Raw genomic sequence first — 18,038 nt, forward strand, 5'->3', positions numbered from 1 at the left:
CCGTCGATGCTTATCCGCCATCCCACCCGCAGCCGCGAAGCGCGCAAGACCACTGCGCCGCAAGCGACCCCCGAAGCAACCCAGGACGTGCGCGCCACCAGCGTGCAGCGCACTGCACAGGCACGCCCCACCGATAGCCTCGGAGCACAGAATCGCAAGCTGATTCGCGGCTACCTCTACGACCAGATCGACCCTCTCAAGGCGGCGGCCATGGGGCGCGACAAGTTGCGCGGGCAGATCGAGTCGATGATCCGCCGCATCTGCGACGACAATCGCCTGCAGCTGTCGCGCCAGGAAGAGGAAGCCATCGGCGAGGAAATGCTCAACGAGATGGTCGGTATCGGGCCCATCGAGCCGCTGCTGGCCGACGACTCGGTGAACGATATTCTGGTCAACGGCGCCGGCCAGGTGTTCGTCGAGCGCTTCGGCAAACTGGAACTGTCGTCGATCACTTTCGTCGACGAGGAACACGTCTTCAATACCGCCCAACGCATCGCTGCCGCCGTGGGCAGGCGCATCGACGAAAGCCATCCGATGGTCGATGCGCGCCTGGCCGACGGCAGCCGGGTCAACGTCATCACCTACCCACTGGCGATCGACGGCACGACCATTTCGATCCGCAAGTTCATGCGGCGCAACATGTCGCTGGAGATCCTCGCCGAACGCGGCGCGCTGTCCATGGAGATGGTCGAGGTGTTGCGCCGGGCGATGGTCGCCAAGCTCAACATCATCGTGTCTGGCGGCACCGGCGCGGGCAAGACCACGCTGCTCAACGCCCTGTCGCAGAAGATCAGCTTCGATGACCGCATCATCACCATCGAAGACGCAGCGGAACTGCAACTGCAACAGATTCACGTGGTGCGCCTGGAGACCCGCCCGGTCAGCGCCGAAGGCACCGGCAAGGTCGACCAGCGCGATCTGGTACGCAACGCCCTGCGCATGCGCCCGGACCGCATCATTCTCGGCGAGGTGCGCGGCGGTGAGAGCTTCGACATGCTGCAGGCAATGAACACCGGCCACGACGGTTCGCTCTGCACGGTGCACGCCAACACCCCACGCGACGCCATCATGCGTATGGAAAACATGGTGATGATGGCCAGCATGCAGCTCCCTCTGGAAGCCATTCGCCGGCAGATCGCCAGTGCCGTGAACCTGATCGTGCAGGTCGAACGCATGCGTGACGGCGGTCGACGGATCGTCTCCATCACCGAGGTGTGCGGCATGGAAAACGACGTGATCCAGACTCAGGAATTGTTCGCCTTCAAGACCAGCAGCATCGATGCCCAGGGGCGCCTGGTCGGGCAGTACGTGGCCAGCGGGCAGCGCCCGCAGTTCTACGGCACCCACGCACACCTGTTCGAAGGCCAGCACTGATGGACGCCGTACTCGACCTGCTGACCCTGCTGGTATTCGTCGCCGTGATTCTCGCCGTGCTCGCGGCCCGCAGCCTGTCCCGACGCGGTCAGGGCGACAAGGCCGTGCACCTGCGCCTGTTGAAGCTCAAGGCGACGCTGGACGGCCAGGCTCGTCAGGACAGCAGCCTGCCGACGGTAGACGGCATTCTGCGCGACATGGAGCGCACGCCATTCGCCGACCTGCCCCTGCTCGGCCCGCATATCGCCCGTATCTGGCTCGGCCTCAGCGTGCTGGGCTGGCAGAAGAACCTCGGCATGCGCGTGACCCTGACCGCATTCGCCAGCTTGATGATCGGCGTGCTGCTCGGCCGCGAAACGCCCTTCCCCGTGCTCGGCAGCCTGCTGCTGGGCCTGTTCGCCTTCGCCGTACTGGCCCTGCTGGGGTACCGCAGCGGCATGGCCAAGCACCTGCACGAACTGAAGATGAGCCTGCCGGAAGCCATCGACGCGGTGACCCGTACCGCCCGTGCCGGGGTGCCGGTCAGCAATGCCTTCGCGCTGGTCGGACCAAACCTCACAGGCCCCCTGGCCCTGGAATTCGCCCTGATCGACAACTGGCTGCGCCTCGGCGTGCCGTTGCGCCAGGCCATGCAGGATTCGGCACGGCGCATTCCGCTCAACGAGTATCGGTTCTTCGCGGTGATCCTGATCATCAACCAGGAAGCCGGTGGCCGTCTTGGAGAAACCCTCGACCGCCTCTCCGCCACTTTGCGCGACCGCCAGGAACTGCACCTGAAGATCCAGGCCAAGACCTCCGAGGCACGTGCATCGGCAAAGATCGTCGCCTCACTGGTGCCCTTCGCGCTGGGCTACATGTACCTCAATTCGCCAAAGGACTTTCACTTCCTGCTCAACGACCCGACCGGCAATATCGTGCTCTTCTACGCCTTCGGTAGCGTCGCCCTGGGTCTGACGATCACCCAACTGATGGTTCGGAGGGTGTCATGACCAACTGGCTCGATGACCCGCTGGCCAGCGTCGCCCTGGCCATTCTGCTCGCTGGCATCGGCCTGCTGCTGATCGCCCTGCACCAGCGTTCGAGACCGGCGGCACTGCGTGAACGGCTGTTGCCCGGCAGCCAGCGGAGCAGCCCTGCTCTGGGAGCGGCTCAAGTCAACGACATCTTGCGCCAGCAGGGCATGCAACTGCCGCCACGCCTGCAGGCCTTGTTGCTGCCGGTGGCGCGCGTGGGTGAAACGCTCGCCGGCACCGACCAGGATCGCCAGAAACTGCGGCGGCTGCTATCCATGGCCGGCCTGCGCAACCGCGAAGCGCTGGGCCTGCTGCTGGCCGGCAAATATGCACTGGGTCTGCTGCTGGCCGGTATCGTGCTGTTCGGTGTGCTCGAACCTGGTTCGCGGCTGGGCCTCAACGGCCTGGCAGGCGGTCTGATCGCGCTGTTCGTCGGTACCACCCTGCCGGAAGTCTGGCTCAAGCTGCGCAGCGCTCAGCGCGGCGAACGCCTGGAACGCAGCCTGCCGGACGGCCTCGATCTGATGGTGATCTGTGCCGAAGCCGGTCTGCCCCTCGGCCGTGTGCTGCAGGTGGTCTCCAAGGAGCTGACCCTCTCGGCCCCGGAGCTGGCCGACGAGCTGCGCTACACCTATGCCGAGCTGCAGATCCTCAGCGATCGCCCGCGCGCCTTGCTCAATCTCGCCGAACGCACGGGTGCCAAAGGTATCGAGAGCATGGTCGCGACCCTGATCCAGGCCGAACGCTACGGCACGCCGCTGTCTCAGGCGCTGCGCACCATTTCCGAGGAAAGCCGCAAGACCCTGATCCTCACGCTCGAAGAGCGCGCCGGCAAGCTGCCTGCCCAACTCAGCGTTCCGTTGATGACCCTGATCCTTCCCCCCATCGTGGCGATGATGGGTGCACCGGCCATGGTGCGCATCGTCCGCCTGCTCAGCCAATGAATCGAGACCTGCCATGCACCTGATCCGCCCTCTTCTCCTGCCTGCCCTGCTGGTCCTGGCACTCAGCGGCTGCGCCAGCATCGGCTTGCCGAACGCCAATCCCTCACTGGGCAAGGAAGCCAGGGAAGCCCTGCATCTCGCCCACACCCTGCGTGACAATGGCCGCCTGCAGGCGGCTCACGCGGTCTATGCGCGCATGGACGAACGCGGCCAGCTCGATGGCAGCTACCTGCTCGAATACGCCAGCGTCGCCAGTGCCGTGCGACCTGCGCAGGAAGCCCTGGCCTTGTACCAGCGCGCTCAGCTGGCGCTCGCCAGCGACAGCAGCCGCTTGCCGAACGAGCAACGTCTGGCGCTGTGCAACGGCACGGGGCGCGCACGCCTGGCACTGGGTCAGGCCACCCAGGCAGAACGGGACTTCCGTTGCGCCCTGGAGGCCAGCCCCAACGATGCCACGGCCCTTAACGGCCTGGGCGTGGCGATGAACCTGCAAGGCCAGAACGATCAGGCGCGCCAACAATTCGAACTGGCCCTGCAAAACGCCCCTGGCTACAGCCCGGCGCTGAATAATCTGGCACTGTCCTGGCTGGCCAATGGCGACAGCAGCCGGGCCATTGGCCTGCTCAACGGCGCACGCGGCCAAGGCGATATTTCACTGCAGCTCAACCTCGCCCTGGCCTATGTGATTTCCGGCCATGACGACACCGCGAAACGGGTCCTGCTCGACAATCTGGAAGAGGAATACGCCACGCGGATTCTCGACGGCTTCCGCGCCGCCCGCGAACGCATTCAGGGTGGCGCGCCGCTGGCAAGCGAACTGCTGGCCGCCAGTCAGCAGCCTCTGTCACTCAAGGAGCAGGACTGAAGCCATGAATGCCAAGGCGTTGCTGCGCGAGCAGGATGGCGTCACCGCCGTGGAGACCGCGCTGATCCTGCCGGTCCTGCTGTTCGGTGTGATGATGATCTTCGAACTGGCGCGCATCGCGCTGATGATCGGCGTCGGCAGCCTGGCGCTGGAGCGCTCGCTACAGGATTTCCGCCAGGATCGCGCCTTCTACCAGCAGAGCCCGGAAACCCTTCAGGAGGCCATCGAGACCCGCCTGGTCGAAGGCTCCTATGGCCTGCTCGACCAGAGCGACCTGCAGGTCGAGCTGCTGGCCTTCGACAACCTGCGCCAGTTCGGCGGCGGCCAGCCCAATGCCGAGCTCGATGATGGGGACGCTTCGCCCCAAGTACTGAGCGTCACCGTCGATATGACCCAGCATTTCATCACCCCACTGCCGGCCCTGTTCGGCCTGGGTGACGCCTTTCAATATCAGTACCGCCAACTGCTGGGTAACCTGACCAGCGAGCGTGAAGCGGAGCAGCAAGAACGATGAGCAACAGCCTCAAGCGTCAGCGCGGCAATGCCCTGGTCGAAGGCGCCCTGAGCCTGCCATTGCTGATCGGCGCAGCCCTGTTGATCGGCGATCTGTACAACATCAACCTGGCTCGCGCCCACCTCGAACAATCGGCCCATGGCATCGCCAGCACGCTGGCCATGCAGAACCGTCTTGATCAGGACGGCCTGCAGGCACTTATCGATCAGGTCGCTGCGCCGGATATCCTGGGCGATTACGAACTGTTGATCAGCAAGGTGAACCTCGACCGCAGCATGACCTGGCGCCCACTGCGACGGGGCAATCTCGAAGGGCTGTGCGCCGAGAACTCGGAAGGCGAGCGCTACACGGGCGAACTCCCCGAGGAGATAGAACGGACAGCGGCAGAAAGCGAAGAGACCGCGGCCAGCAGCGCGTCGATACTGGTCGTGCAGCTCTGTCGCAACAGTGACAACCTGGCACTGAGCAATGGCCTGCTGCTGGACAAGGACATGCAGGCCATCGCCTTTGGGCGAATGGTCTACAGCGAAGTCGCACTGGACCGGCTGCTGAGCGAGGAAGTCGGCGTGGATTATCAGGACTGAGACGCCCCCACCGCAAACATGAAGCCCTCTTAACTTGATGGCCAGCGGCACGTCTCTTTAACTGCGCGCTCTCCAGAACGGATTCTCGCCATGACCGCCAACACCTCCCGGGATGCTTCCGACGCCAGCCGGCAGCCGCCGATGAGTCGCATCAAACGCATGGCCTATCTGCTGCTCGCTTACCTAAGCCTGAGCTGTGCGATTCTCGGCGTACTCCTCCCCGGCCTGCCAGCCACCGAGTTCGTGCTGCTGGCCGCCTGGGCGTCTGCCAAGGGCTCGCCTCGACTGCATCGCTGGCTGCTGCAACACCGCCTGTTCGGTGCCCTGCTGCGCGACTGGCAGGTCGGGGTGGTGGCACGTAGAACCAAATGGGCAGCGAGCCTGAGCATGCTGCTGTGTCTGGCCGTGCTGCTCTGGCATCAACCGCCGCTATGGCTACTGCTGACTGCCGGTGGCGGCATGTCATGCGGGGCACTGTGGCTGTGGTCACGTACGGAGCCACAACGCCCGCAGCAGGTCGTTCACGCAGAGCTGGAAAGCCACTGAGCCCCTGCATCACCTTCGAACGACCTCCCTGACGCACGGGCCTGCAGTCCCACTGCACAGCGCTCATTAAGCATTCTTAATGAAGCGGCGATTGCCTGATATTGGGAATTATTCTTATCTTTATACCCATTCTGGCACCTCCCACCAGCATCGCCCACGGATCGCTCGCCTACCCTCCATGACAGCCGCCCACCTCTGCCTCAACTGCCCTCTCATCCTCAGCTGCACTCTGCGTGAGGATCGCCGCCCATGATGCGCCGCACGCAGCAGCGTGGCAGCGTCGCGCCCTTCATGGTGCTGGCCATCGGCGGCGCGCTGCTGGCCACCGCCTATGCGCTGGACACCAGCCGCATGACCAACAGCGCCAGCCAGATCAAACGCGCGACCGATGCTGCGGCGATGGCGGTGGGTAACGAGCGTCTGCTCAATGGTGAGCAACCCCTGGAAAAGCTGCAGCTGCTGGCCGAGGGCTACGTACTCAACAACCTCGGCATGGACAGCGCTCTGGGCGAACAGATCAGCAGCGAGGCCATCGTGCTGAGCCAGCAAACCGATGACCAGCAACGCACGCGCTACAGAGTCGAGGTGGTCTTCGAGGCCAGTCCGGAACTGCTCGGTGGCGAGGTGGAAGAGATCCGCGTGCACTCCACCGTCGAGGTGCAACCCAGCGGCCTGGAGGTCGCGCTGGCCTTACCCAACACGGGCTCGGAAAACGAAAGCAATCTGCGCGTACTGCGTCGCCAGAGCATGCGCTTCGCCCGAAAGCTGGTAGAGGGGCGCGACGATGCCTGGCTGGCACTGGTGCCTTACAGCCAGGCGGTCAACGTCTCGCCGGATTACACCAACCCGACGTCACGAACCCCGCCGGGCCCCAGCGCCAACCATGCGCGACGCCTGAACGGTTGGGCAATGACCGGCGCCCTGCGCCCGGTGGAACTGACCACACTGTTCCGCAGTGGCTACGCGGGTCTGCAGGATCGCCGCATTCCGGATCGCCGCGCCAATCTGCTGTGCATGTACCGCGGCCTGGGCCGTGGGCAGAACTACTTCTGGGATCGCGCGCCCAGTGGACAATTCCGTATCTACTATCGCGATGACCTGCCAGAAAACGGCAGCCCCGGCGCCACGCCAATCAGCTGGATCGGCCCTCCGCCGCTGGATGGCCAAGCCACCGGCACCAACGATACCCGCTGGATGGTCGCCGACAAAGGCTGCCCCTCGGCCCCCCTGCTGCCACTGAGCAATGACCTCGACAAGATCGAAGAGCGCCTCGATCAGATGTCCACGCGTTTCAATGTCAATTACGCCATTGCCATGGGCTGGAGCGCCATGGCGCTGGCTCCAGCCTTCCGGGGCAGCAGCGGTTGGGATCTGCCGGACGAGCTGCCCAAGGACTTCAAGGACGATGGCGGCGACAGTTACAAGGCCATCGTCATGCTGGTCAACACCACCGGCCAGCGCTGGTTCGACAGCGATTCCTACAACGCCGAGACGGCCCAGGCCATCGATGGCGAGGCTGGCACTGACGGCGAAAACCAGAGTTTGAGAACACAGCGCTTCGCCCGGCTGTGCGACAGCTTTCGCCAACGCAAGCTGCGCTTCTTCATGATCGCGATCGGCCAGGACGAAATCGAGAACAACGACCTGGGCGCCGAAGGCACGCTGATCAACGGCGCCTCCGAGTTCCGCCGCCTTGCCGGCCCCGGCCTGGCCCGCTGCGCCGAACAGGCGGGCGACATCACCTACCTGCCCGGCTTCGACTTCACGACCGCCGAAGGCGGCATACAGGATCGCCTCGACAAGATTCTCGAAGAGATACGCAGGCAAGGCTCCTACGTCCGGCTGGTCGAGTAGCCCCGACTCTCATCCCACTCTTTCATTTTCACCGCCCCTTGTCCTGGAAGACTGCCATGACCACACGCAAGCACTCGCAACGCTATTTCCGGGCTCTGGCTCTGGAGCCGCGCATCCTTCTGGATGCCGCTGCAGTGGCCACCGCCGCGGACGTGGCTGCCCAGGTTGATGCGACCGCCGAGGCGCCCGGGGTCAAGGCGACGCCGCAGAACAGCGTAATCACCATTACCGGCAGCACCGACAGTTTTCCGCCGGTGGACCTGTTCAAGAACGTCGACGTTACCCTGGCCGCCGACAATGAAGAGCTCAAGGAGCTCGTCGTCACCCTCGACACCAGCGGCGCCAACCAAGGGCTGCACGTCGATGGCCAGCTGCTCGCCCTGGAAAACCAGTCGGGCTTCACGAACGCCAACGGCTATCGCTACACCGTCGAGGTCAGCGGCGCGACGACAACTATCCGCCTGAACTTCGAAGGGACCTCAAGCGCTGTCACGCCCGAGCAGATCGAAACCCTGATCGACAGCTTGCAGTACCAGGCCCGGGACACCACGGTCGAAGCCGGCGATCGCCACATCACGCTGCAAAGCCTCAGCGACACAGGTGAGAGCACCAGGCTGGACATCAGCGCGACCGTTACCCTGGACAACCGGATCAATGCCGCACCGGTGCTGGTCAACGACCAGTCGCTCACACCCCGTGAGTCGTTCAGCCCCGAGCAACTGGGCATTGGCGGCGCGACCGAGGTGGTTTATTCCAGCGATGGCAAGTACGCCTACGTGGCGGGCAGCGGCGCCATCACTTCATTCTCGGTGGACAGCAGTGGCCGCCTGACGCTGGTCGCAACCCTCACCGTCGAGGGGATGAACACGGCCACCGAAATGGTCATCAGCGCCGATGGCCGCTCGATCTACCTGATCGATACCCTGGGCGCCGGCCAGTTTGAATACAACCCTGATTACATCTACGTTCTCAACGTCAACGGCGGTGCAATCGAGCATGCCGCCAAGGTCAACAGCAGCAATGGCGGCACGACCGGCGGGTTGGCGCTTTCGCAAGACGGCAGCTACCTGTACGTCGGCACGTCCAGCAACGATGTCGCCATCTTCAGCCGTGATGTCGCAACCGGCGGCATCACGTTCCTGGCCCGTGCCGAGGGTGAAGGCGGGAGCAACAGCCGAAACGGTTCGGTCACCGTCTCCGGCAACCATGTCTATGTGATTTATTCGGGCACCGCCCATGTGCTGATCAGCTACCAGCGCAACGACAATGGCACCCTTACCAAAGTGGCCAGCCTCAACAGCAGCGCCGCCGGCTTCGCCGCGGTCGACTACAGCCTGACGGTGTCCCAGGATGGTCGCTACCTCTACATCGCTCACCCAGGCAACGGCACCATCGACGTCTACGCCACGGGCAATGAGCTTTCGCTGGTAGCAACACAGTCCTTGCCTCGTGTCAGCGACATTGCCCTGAACAGTGACGGCAGCCTGCTCTATGCCAGCAGCCGCGATGGCGGTGTGATGGTTTACAAGGTCGCCGCCAATGGCACCCTGAACCTTTTGAGCAGCATCGCCACCCAAACCGATATCCGCGACATCGCGCTTTCCGCCGATGGCCGCTCTGTATTGGTGTCAGCCAGCGAAGGCGTCACCCGCTACAGCGCCGTGCAGACCCTGAACATTGGCGAAGCCACGAAAGTCGCCTCTGGCATCACCCTCAAGGACAGCAACTTCGACGCCCTCGCCAATGGCAACGGTAACTACAACGGTACCGACTTCACCCTCGCTGCCAGTGTTTCGAGTGGAAGTTTTGGCTTCGCCAATGAAAACGGGCTGGCGCTGTCTGGCACCTCGATCACCCTGAACGGCAACGTCATCGCCACGTTCAGCGTGGCAGGCGATGGCAAGCTCACCGTTCGTTTCACTGGCGACACGAGCAAGGCCGTTGCCAACCAGGTACTGCACCAGGTCACCTACAGCAGTGCCGCCAGCCTCACCGCCGGCAGTTTCGTCAGCCTGACCCTGCAGGGCAGCGATGGACTGTTGGCCAGCAACACCGAGGTGTTGCAGCTATGGGCCAATAGCGCCCCACGCGGTAATGCCGATGGCTATCGTCCGCCCAAGGCCACCAGCGAAACAGCCTATGAAATCACTCTGCCTGCCGGCCTGTTCACCGACGCCGACGGTGGCAAGCTGACCTGGCAGATCAGCGGGTTGCCCGCTGGCCTGCACTTCAACCCGTTGACACGCACCCTCTCCGGCAGCACGACGCAAACAGGCACGCACACCCTGACCCTCATCGCCACCGACAGTGACGGCAAGAGCGCCGAGCTGGCGTTGGTGCTGGAGGTCGAACAGATCGCCAACCGCGCGCCGGTGGTCAGTGCAGATGCCATCACCGCCTTGCCTTCCGTGGTGGTCGGCACCGCTGGCTACAGCCAAGAGTTGCCCGCCGAGCTGTTCGGCGATGCCGACGCCCTATACAGCGACAGCACCCTGACCTGGAGCGTCAGTGGGCTGCCAGCGGGCCTGAGTTTCGACCCGGCGACCCGCACGCTCAGTGGCGCGCCGAGCGCGGTCAATGATTACGCCCTTGTCGTGACCGCTACCGACGAACACGGCGCTAGCGCCCAACACACCGTGGTACTTCGTGTAATCAGCCAGGCGGAGGCCGATAACCGCCCGCCCTCCGTTTCACCGGGCACCAGTGGGCTGATCCACACCTCGGATGGGCGTATCAACGGCTACAGCGCATCTGTCTACAGCATTGAAATATCCGACGACGGTCGAACCGTGATCGTATTGGGTAATGACTCGACTCAACACGCCTTGAATCCAACCGGAAACAGCACGCTCACCGTCTACAGCCGCGACCCGGCGACCGGCGCTCTTACCCAGCTACAGCGGTTCGTGCAAGGCGCCAGCAACGATGGCAACAACGGCAATGGCATTGAGGTCGATGGTCTGCGCGTCTCTGCCTCAGCCGCCTATTCCGCCGACGGCAAGTACCTGTATCTGGTTGGCCAAAAAGAAGGCCAGACAGGCTATGTCCTGAGTAAATTCACCGTGAATGCCGACGGCACACTCAGTGCAACCGGCGAGAGCGTGACGCTCGGAAATACGCAGGTCAAATACCTGGCCACCTCGGCTGACGGCCATATCTACGCGGTCGCAGGCAATACGCTTTATGCCTACGCGATCGGCGCGGATGGCACCCTAGGCACAGCAGAGACCTTCACCGACCAAACTTTCGGCGGCACCGGCTACGCCATTGCGATAGACGCCCAGAGCCGCGTGTTCGTAACCGGTACCAACTCACTGGTCATTTATGAGCGCAATGCGGATGGGCAACTGGTCAGAGTTGCCAGCCACACCGGCAATATCGGCAACTTTGTCCGCACCATCGCGGTTTCCGACGACGGCTATGTCTACATTTCGACCGGTTCCCCCGGAAGCATCCTGACCTTCCATTACGACACCAGGGCAAAAACGCTCACCACGCCCAGCGCTCTTTCCGCCAGCCAGGTCTGGGGGCTGCAACTGTCTGACGATGGAAAAACGCTTTACGCAGGCAACAACACCGGAGCGCTGCACATCTACAGCATCGGCAGCGATGGCAAGCCAACGCTGGTCAAGACCGTGGGGTACAACGGTGCCAACGGCGACTACCGTGCCCTACGGATCGCAATAGCCCCTGACGGTTCGTCGGTCTACGTCGGGTCTTTCTACAACTTCAAGGGGCTAGGCCATATCGCCGTCGAAGACGCGATATCCGTGCCCTATACCGAGAAACAAACCACTACCCCAGCCAGTGGCCTGACCCTCTCCGACACCGAGTTCGACGCCCAGGCCAACGGCACCGGCAACTACAACGGCGCCACCCTCACCCTGCAACGCGAAGGCCGTGCCAATACCGATGACAGCTTCGGCCTCAGCGCAAGCAACGGCCTGAGCTTGGTTGGCGAGGAAGTCCGCCTCGATGGCCAGAAGATCGCCAGCCTGAGCAACGTCGACGGCAAGCTGACCATCGTCTTCACCGCCGACGTCAGCACCGCCACCGCCAACGCCGTTCTGCGCCAGATCACCTACACCAACGCAAGCGCCGACCCCGGCGCCAGCATCCGCCTCACCCTGGGCGTGAAAGACCAGTTCACCAGCGGCACCGACAGCATCACCCTGGCCCTGGCCGTCACCCAGATCAACGACGCCCCGCAGGCCAGCGCCACGCCACGTCCCAACCTCAGCCAGGATGCCGGGCGCGCCGCTGTGACACTGTTCAGCGGTGCAGCCATCACCACCACCGAGCAAGGCCAGCTGATCAACGGCCTCACCTTCACCGTCTCCGGTCTCAAGGATGGCGCCAACGAAACCCTGCGTATCGATGGCAGCAGCATTGCCTTGGTCGCGGGTAGCGGCACCACCCGCGGTGGCCATGCCTGGACCGTGACCCTCGATACCACCACCGGTGCGGCCACGGTGACGTTGTCCAGCGCTGCCGGGCTGACAGGCGCCCAAGCCAGCGCCCTGGTCAGCGGGCTGGGCTATGCCAACCTCGACAAGGCCACCGGCACCACGGGCGAGCGCACCGTCACCCTGACCAGCATCAAGGACAACGGCGGGAGCGCCAACGGTGGCCAGGACACCGCTCAGTTGCAGATCAGCAATACCCTGCAAGTGACGGTTAACCAAAGCCCGACCCTGGGCGCCGAAGTCGGCGCAGGCGAAGTGGCCGAAATCATCAGCTCCAGCGACTACCCAAGCCCGTACGACGGTACCAAGAGCGTCATCCAGGTAGGCGACAAGGTGTATGTGGTGCGTACCACTACCGTGTGGAACTCGGACGCCCTCGCCGACGTACCGATCAGCACCCTCCACGTCTTCCAGCGTGGCGCGGACGGTACGCTGCAACTGCTGTCGAGCCTCGATTCGAACGACCAGAACGGCCTGCTCAGCGCCAGCGGCCTGGGGGTATCGGCTGACGGTACTACGCTGTACGCCATCACCGACAAAGGGATCGCCCTGTTCGCCCGCGACAGCGAAACCGGTGCCCTCACCGCCCTCGGCGCGATCGGTGCAGACCTCGGCTTGGTCAACGACCTGCACATCAGCGAAAACACCGCCTACGTCAGCAGCTCCAGCGGCGTGACCGTGTTGCAGCGCGGCGCCGACGGCTGGGTAGCCGGCAGTACCTTCGCGCCACCGGGCGACAGTAGCTTCACCGACCTGCAAATGTCTGCCGACGGCAGCTTCCTGTATGTCGCCACCACCGGCGGCAATACCCTGCTCAGCGTGTTCAGGGTCGGCAGTGACGGCGCCCTCACCCGCGGCCCTGATGTGCAAGGCAATGGGCAGGAGCATTACGTCAGCCGCCTGGCGCTGTCCGCAGACGGCAGGTCGCTGTACCTCATCGACAACGATGAAAGCCTGCGCAGCCTTTCGATATCGGCAAGCGGCGAGTTGACCCTCAGCGGCAACGTGGTTGACGTGCAGAGGCCGATCAAGCAACTGCTCGTCAGCCCAGACAGCCAATTCCTGGTCGTCGTCGGCGGAAAACAGGTGACGCTGCATGCCCGTGCCAGCGACGGCTCGCTGGGCGCCGCACGTGCACTCACCCGCCTTGCCGATAACGGCACCGAGCTGCGTGGCGCCAACTTCAGCACCGATGGCACGCAGCTCTACGTGACCGGTTCGTTCTCCTGGAACGAGGGGCTGCTGGTACTCGACCTCAAGCCCGCCAGCGTGAGCTATGTAGAGGCGGCAGACGCTTCGGTCCTGCTTCCGGACGCCAGCTACAGCGCCGCATTGACTGCCGGTGCGAGCATCGTGATCGAACGCACTGGCGGGGCCCAGGGCACCGATCGCTTCACCTTCCTGGAAGATAACGCCCTGAGCCTGGTCAACGGCCAGATTCTGAATGGCACCACGGTGATCGCCGACTTCGTTCAGGCCAATGGCACGCTGACCCTGACCTTCACCCGCGAGGCCACGCAAACCCAGGCCGAGAACATCCTGAGTCAGATCGCCTACGACAACCTGTCTGGCGAGCCGGCCAAGCAAATGAGCTTCTCGGTCAGCATCAACGAGGGTGGGGTGAGCTCGGCCCAAACCGCCACCCTGAACCAGGTCGTCGCGCTGCTGCCTGGCGGTACCCTGTCCGACCCGCAACTGGATGCGCTGAACAACGGCGCCGGTAACTACAAAGGCTCATCCATCGTGATAAGCCGTGACGGCCAGGCCAATGCCGATGACGTATTCGACTTCCTCGACGGCAGCGGCCTGCAGTTCAGGAACGGCGCCATCTGGCTTGGCAACATGAGCCTTGCCACCCTGGCCTCGGCCAACGGCACGCTGACCGTGACCTTCACCAGCGACGTCAGCCGTGCCGACGCGCAGAACGTGCTGCGCGGCATCGCCTACCGCAACGCCAGCGACGACCCTACCGCCGGGGGTAGCAAGGCCACCTTCAACCTGACATTCAACGATGGCAGCGGCTTCAGTGACGAGCGCACCCTCGAGGTCAACCTGGTGGGCGTGAACGACACCGCCATCATCGACACCACCGCACTGACCCCAACCTTCAATGCCGAAGGCGAGCGGGTGCCACTGTTCGAGAACACCACCATCGACACCGTCGAGGCGGGCCAGAACATTCACCGGGTCATCGTCACCATTACCGGCGTAACCGCAGGCGACGTGCTGGGTGTGGACGGCGGCAGGGTCGACCTTGCCCGGAGCATCGACGGCAGCGTATTCGTCGGCCGAAGCGCTATCCAGTACATGGTCAGCTACAACGCCGGCACCGGGACCACCACGGTCACGCTCTACGTAGCCCGCTCTGCCGCGGCCACCACCGAGGTCATCGACAGCCTCAGCTACGGCCACACCGGCAATGAGAGCAGCGGTCAACGCAACATCAGCCTGAGCATCGTGGAAAGCGTGGCCGACTGGCGCGAAAACGACACCACCGTGGTACAGCGAAGTGCCGTGGTGAACCTTACCGCCGCCACTGAGCCCAACACGCCACCCACGCTGGGCGGTATTTCAGGCTCCGTACCCTACACCGAGCAGCAGGAACCGGTGCTGATCGCGCCGGGCGCAAGCATTGGCGATACTCAACTGGACCGTTTCAATGGCGGTGCCGGCAACTACGATGGCGCCACGCTCACCATCACCTTGGGTGACGGCAAGAGTTCCGCCGACAGCCTGGGCTTCAAGGCCGGCAACGGCCTGACCCTGGCGGGCAACGCCCTGCAAAAGGATGGCAAGGTGATCGGCAGCGTAACCGTTGCCGATGGCGTGATGACCATTACCTTCACCGATGCCCACAGCGCCATCCCGACCACGGCCGACGTACAGAACACGCTGCGCCAGGTCACCTACGCCAACAGCAGCGACGCACCGCCCGCCAGGGTCGAGGTGAGCATCAAGCTGGCCGACCAGCGCGGCCTGGCGTCAACCGCGCAAGACCTGAACATCGCGATTACCGCCGTCAACGACGCGCCAGCCATCAACGATGACCCGATCCTGTCGCTGGGCGACCTCGAACGCCTGCAAGACCTGACCAACATTCCCGGCCTTTCGACACCCACCACCAGCGTGGTGTCCAGCGATGGCAGCCGCGTCTACGTGGCCGACAGCCAAGGCAACATCGCGCTGTTCAGCCGCAATACCGAAACGGGCGAACTGACCCATGTGCAAACCCTCCCAGGCCAACAGGAGGTCGTAAGCCTGCAACTCAGCGCCGACGGCAACAGCCTGTACGTGCTGAAGGTCGACGGCAACGCCAACACCATCGCCTGGTTCACTATCGGCACCGACGGCACCTTGCAGGTGCAGGGTTCATTCTCCGAGTCGCTGTGGAATATCAAGGGCCTCGCCCTGTCCGACGATGGCAAGAACCTGTACCTGATCCACACCACCAACCTGTACGTGTACAACCGCGACCCGGTAACGGGTGCAATCAGCCTGGCCACCACCCTCGAAGGCTCCATGACCAGCGCGCCTTACCTGTGGGATCCACAGGAAATCGTCGTCAGAGGCGAGCTGGTGTTCGTCGTCACGCACCCCAGCAATGGCTCGACCCTGCTCGTCTACAAGCGTGATGCCAACGGTGGCCTCAGCTCACTGGGCCATATCCACTCAGGCGAAACCGACGCCACCGGCAAGACCATCACCCTGGACCGCGTTCAGCACATCGCCGTCAGCGCCGATGGCCGTACCATTATCATCGCCAACAGCCGCACCACCACGACTGAAGGCGGTGGCGGGGATGGCACGCCGGTAACCACCATCATCCATGACCACCCGCAGCAGATCGACGCCTTCCGTCTCGACCCCGCCACCGGCGCCCTCACCCACCAGGGCACCCTCAACGACACCCCGACGGTCGAAGACATCGCCGTCTCCAGCGACGGCAAGGCCCTGTTCGTCATCCGTGCCGACGGCTCGGTGGCGTACTACTCGGCCATTACCCTGGAGAAGCTCGACTCCTCGCAGAACGGCTTGCAAGGGACCAGCCATATCTCGGTGTCGGCCGATGGCGGCGTTATCGTCACCGGCAGCAAACTGCTGGTGCTCAATGCACCTGCGGTGCCAGGCCCTACCGTCGAGGTCAACGGCGCACCTGTCGTGCTGTTCCCAGCGCTGACCCTGAACGATGCCGAACTGGATGCCGCCAATGATTACCAGGGCGCCAGCGTCACCATCAGCGGCCAGAGCGGCGATCAGTTCGGCTTTCTCAACAATGGCACCTACCATCTCGATGGCGAGCGCATTGTGCGTGGTGATGTAGACGTCGCAACACTGACGCAGAACGGCAATAGAGCGGTACTGAGCTTTGGCGTTGGCGTGACCCAGAGCGAAGCCACCGCACTGCTGCGCCAGGTGACCTACACCAGCACCTCGGCTGTGCCAGGCAGCCACGCTGTCAGCATCGTGCTCAATGATGGTGCCGTGAACAGCCAGGCGCGCAGTGTCGACGTCACCCTGCTGGCGCCGAACCAGGCGCCCTTGATCAACGACGCGCACCGCGACTACGCATTGAACCAGGCCAAGGCCGGTCAGGCCTACAGCATCACGCTGCCGGCCAACCTGTTCAGCGATCCCGAAGGCGACAGCCTGACCTGGACGGTGACGGGTCTACCTGCGGGGCTGAGCTTCAACCCGACCACCCACGTCATCTCCGGCAACACGACCGTAATGGGTGAGCACAGCGTGGTGGTCACGGCCAGAGACCCGAGCGGCGGCGCCGTCTCGCTGGAGCTGACGCTGAACGTCAGCAACTCCGCGCCGGTCGCTGGTAGCGATTACAGCCTGGACAGAACAGCTCCCGGGGAAAGCTACAGCGTTACCCTGCCGCAAAATCTGTTCAGCGACGCCAATGACAGCGACCTGACCTGGGAACTCGAGCTGCCCGAGTGGCTGAGCTATGACGCGGCCACCCGCACCCTGTCTGGCACCGCGCCGGATGTGGCGGGCAATCATTCGATTACCATCACCGCCACCGACCCACATGGCGCGACGGTTTCTCGCACGCTAACCCTGGCGGTGGCCCTGCCCCCGGTACAAGACACGGGCGAAGCCGCCCTGCCGGAGCTGAACACCGGCTTCGCGCAGCAGGCGAACACGACGCCAACTGCCAGCTTCGGCGGCCAGGCCCTGAACGCCCCTCTGTTCGGAGCCAGCGATGTAACGGCCAACACCCCGGCCGAAGCGCCTACCTCCGCGCAACCGGCACCAACGGTGCAAAGCCTGCTGCGCAGCAGCGGTAACGGCCTGGCCGACGGACGCGGTTCGCTGAGCCAGCAACTGGCCAACGCCGACACGGTGCTCACCGATACGGGCCACCAGAACAGCGCAGGCAGCTTCAGCGTCGAGGGCTCGCGCCTGAGCGCAAGCGTAGACCTGAGCTCGGGCGGTGCCCGCAGCATCACCCTCGAACTGCCCGGGGAATTGCCCGATGGCAGTGCACCGCAGCGCATCACCCTGGCCAACGGCCTGCCGCTGCCGAGCTGGGCATCGTTCGATGCGCGCAGCGGGGAGCTGCGCATCGATCGTGAGCGCCTGCAGCGCGATGGCGTGCTGCGCCTGACCCTGATCAGCCGCGATGGCGAGGGCCACGAACAGCGTACGCCCATGGACATTCGTGCCGAGGGCGCGGCGGCGCAAAGCACCAGTGAAGCGCTGCAGCAACCCGCTCCCGCAGCAGAGTCGCTGCCGGAGCGGATACGCCAGGACACCTCGAGCGCGTTGCTCAGCGAAGCGCTCGAGCTGCTCGAGCAATTGAGCGACCTGGCTGGGGAGCCGGTCGCTGTCACCACACGCCATATCGCCTGAACACTGCCAAGGA

At 64.0% G+C, this 18,038-nt stretch carries 9 protein-coding genes; all 9 read left to right on the forward strand.

The window, feature by feature from the left end:
• The first annotated feature begins 6 nt into the window (after nt 1-6).
• Nucleotides 7-1,374, forward strand: a complete 1,368-nt coding sequence (locus FHR27_RS12870) for a CpaF family protein (RefSeq protein ID WP_042551915.1) — start codon at nt 7-9, stop codon at nt 1,372-1,374.
• Complete coding sequence (locus FHR27_RS12875; protein ID WP_042551916.1) at nt 1,374-2,363, forward strand: type II secretion system F family protein; 990 nt, start codon at nt 1,374-1,376, stop codon at nt 2,361-2,363. The genes FHR27_RS12870 and FHR27_RS12875 overlap by 1 nt, the downstream gene beginning before the upstream one ends.
• Nucleotides 2,360-3,331 carry a type II secretion system F family protein gene (locus tag FHR27_RS12880; protein WP_042551917.1) on the forward strand — a complete coding sequence of 324 codons (972 nt, stop codon included), beginning with the start codon at nt 2,360-2,362 and terminating at the stop codon, nt 3,329-3,331. The genes FHR27_RS12875 and FHR27_RS12880 overlap by 4 nt, the downstream gene beginning before the upstream one ends.
• A gap of 13 nt (nt 3,332-3,344) precedes the next feature.
• Nucleotides 3,345-4,196, forward strand: a complete 852-nt coding sequence (locus FHR27_RS12885) for a tetratricopeptide repeat protein (RefSeq protein ID WP_179538744.1) — start codon at nt 3,345-3,347, stop codon at nt 4,194-4,196.
• A gap of 4 nt (nt 4,197-4,200) precedes the next feature.
• Nucleotides 4,201-4,710, forward strand: coding sequence for a TadE/TadG family type IV pilus assembly protein (locus FHR27_RS12890; protein WP_042551919.1), 510 nt, complete (start codon nt 4,201-4,203; stop codon nt 4,708-4,710).
• Nucleotides 4,707-5,294, forward strand: a complete 588-nt coding sequence (locus FHR27_RS12895; RefSeq protein ID WP_042551920.1) for a TadE/TadG family type IV pilus assembly protein — start codon at nt 4,707-4,709, stop codon at nt 5,292-5,294. The genes FHR27_RS12890 and FHR27_RS12895 overlap by 4 nt, the downstream gene beginning before the upstream one ends.
• Nucleotides 5,295-5,384: 90 nt before the next feature.
• A complete protein-coding gene (locus FHR27_RS12900; RefSeq protein WP_042551921.1) occupies nt 5,385-5,840 on the forward strand; it encodes a YbaN family protein in 456 nt (151 codons plus the stop codon).
• Between the two features lie 249 nt (nt 5,841-6,089).
• Complete coding sequence (locus FHR27_RS12905) at nt 6,090-7,694, forward strand: Tad domain-containing protein (protein ID WP_179538745.1); 1,605 nt, start codon at nt 6,090-6,092, stop codon at nt 7,692-7,694.
• A gap of 56 nt (nt 7,695-7,750) precedes the next feature.
• Entirely contained in the window at nt 7,751-18,025 is a 10,275-nt protein-coding gene (locus FHR27_RS12910) for a beta-propeller fold lactonase family protein (RefSeq protein WP_179538746.1), read from the forward strand.
• Nucleotides 18,026-18,038 lie beyond the last annotated feature (13 nt).

It is taken from the genome of Pseudomonas flavescens (genome assembly GCF_013408425.1).
Classification (GTDB): Bacteria; Pseudomonadota; Gammaproteobacteria; order Pseudomonadales; family Pseudomonadaceae; genus Aquipseudomonas; species Aquipseudomonas fulva_A.

Excerpts from the sequence above, each read along its gene's own strand:
- FHR27_RS12870 (WP_042551915.1), top strand. The coding sequence starts at position 7 with ATGCTTATCCGCCATCCCACCCGCAGCCGCGAAGCGCGCAAGACCACT.
- FHR27_RS12875 (WP_042551916.1), top strand. The coding sequence starts at position 1,374 with ATGGACGCCGTACTCGACCTGCTGACCCTGCTGGTATTCGTCGCCGTG.
- FHR27_RS12880 (WP_042551917.1), top strand. The coding sequence starts at position 2,360 with ATGACCAACTGGCTCGATGACCCGCTGGCCAGCGTCGCCCTGGCCATT.
- FHR27_RS12885 (WP_179538744.1), top strand. The coding sequence starts at position 3,345 with ATGCACCTGATCCGCCCTCTTCTCCTGCCTGCCCTGCTGGTCCTGGCA.
- FHR27_RS12890 (WP_042551919.1), top strand. The coding sequence starts at position 4,201 with ATGAATGCCAAGGCGTTGCTGCGCGAGCAGGATGGCGTCACCGCCGTG.
- FHR27_RS12895 (WP_042551920.1), top strand. The coding sequence starts at position 4,707 with ATGAGCAACAGCCTCAAGCGTCAGCGCGGCAATGCCCTGGTCGAAGGC.
- FHR27_RS12900 (WP_042551921.1), top strand. The coding sequence starts at position 5,385 with ATGACCGCCAACACCTCCCGGGATGCTTCCGACGCCAGCCGGCAGCCG.
- FHR27_RS12905 (WP_179538745.1), top strand. The coding sequence starts at position 6,090 with ATGATGCGCCGCACGCAGCAGCGTGGCAGCGTCGCGCCCTTCATGGTG.
- FHR27_RS12910 (WP_179538746.1), top strand. The coding sequence starts at position 7,751 with ATGACCACACGCAAGCACTCGCAACGCTATTTCCGGGCTCTGGCTCTG.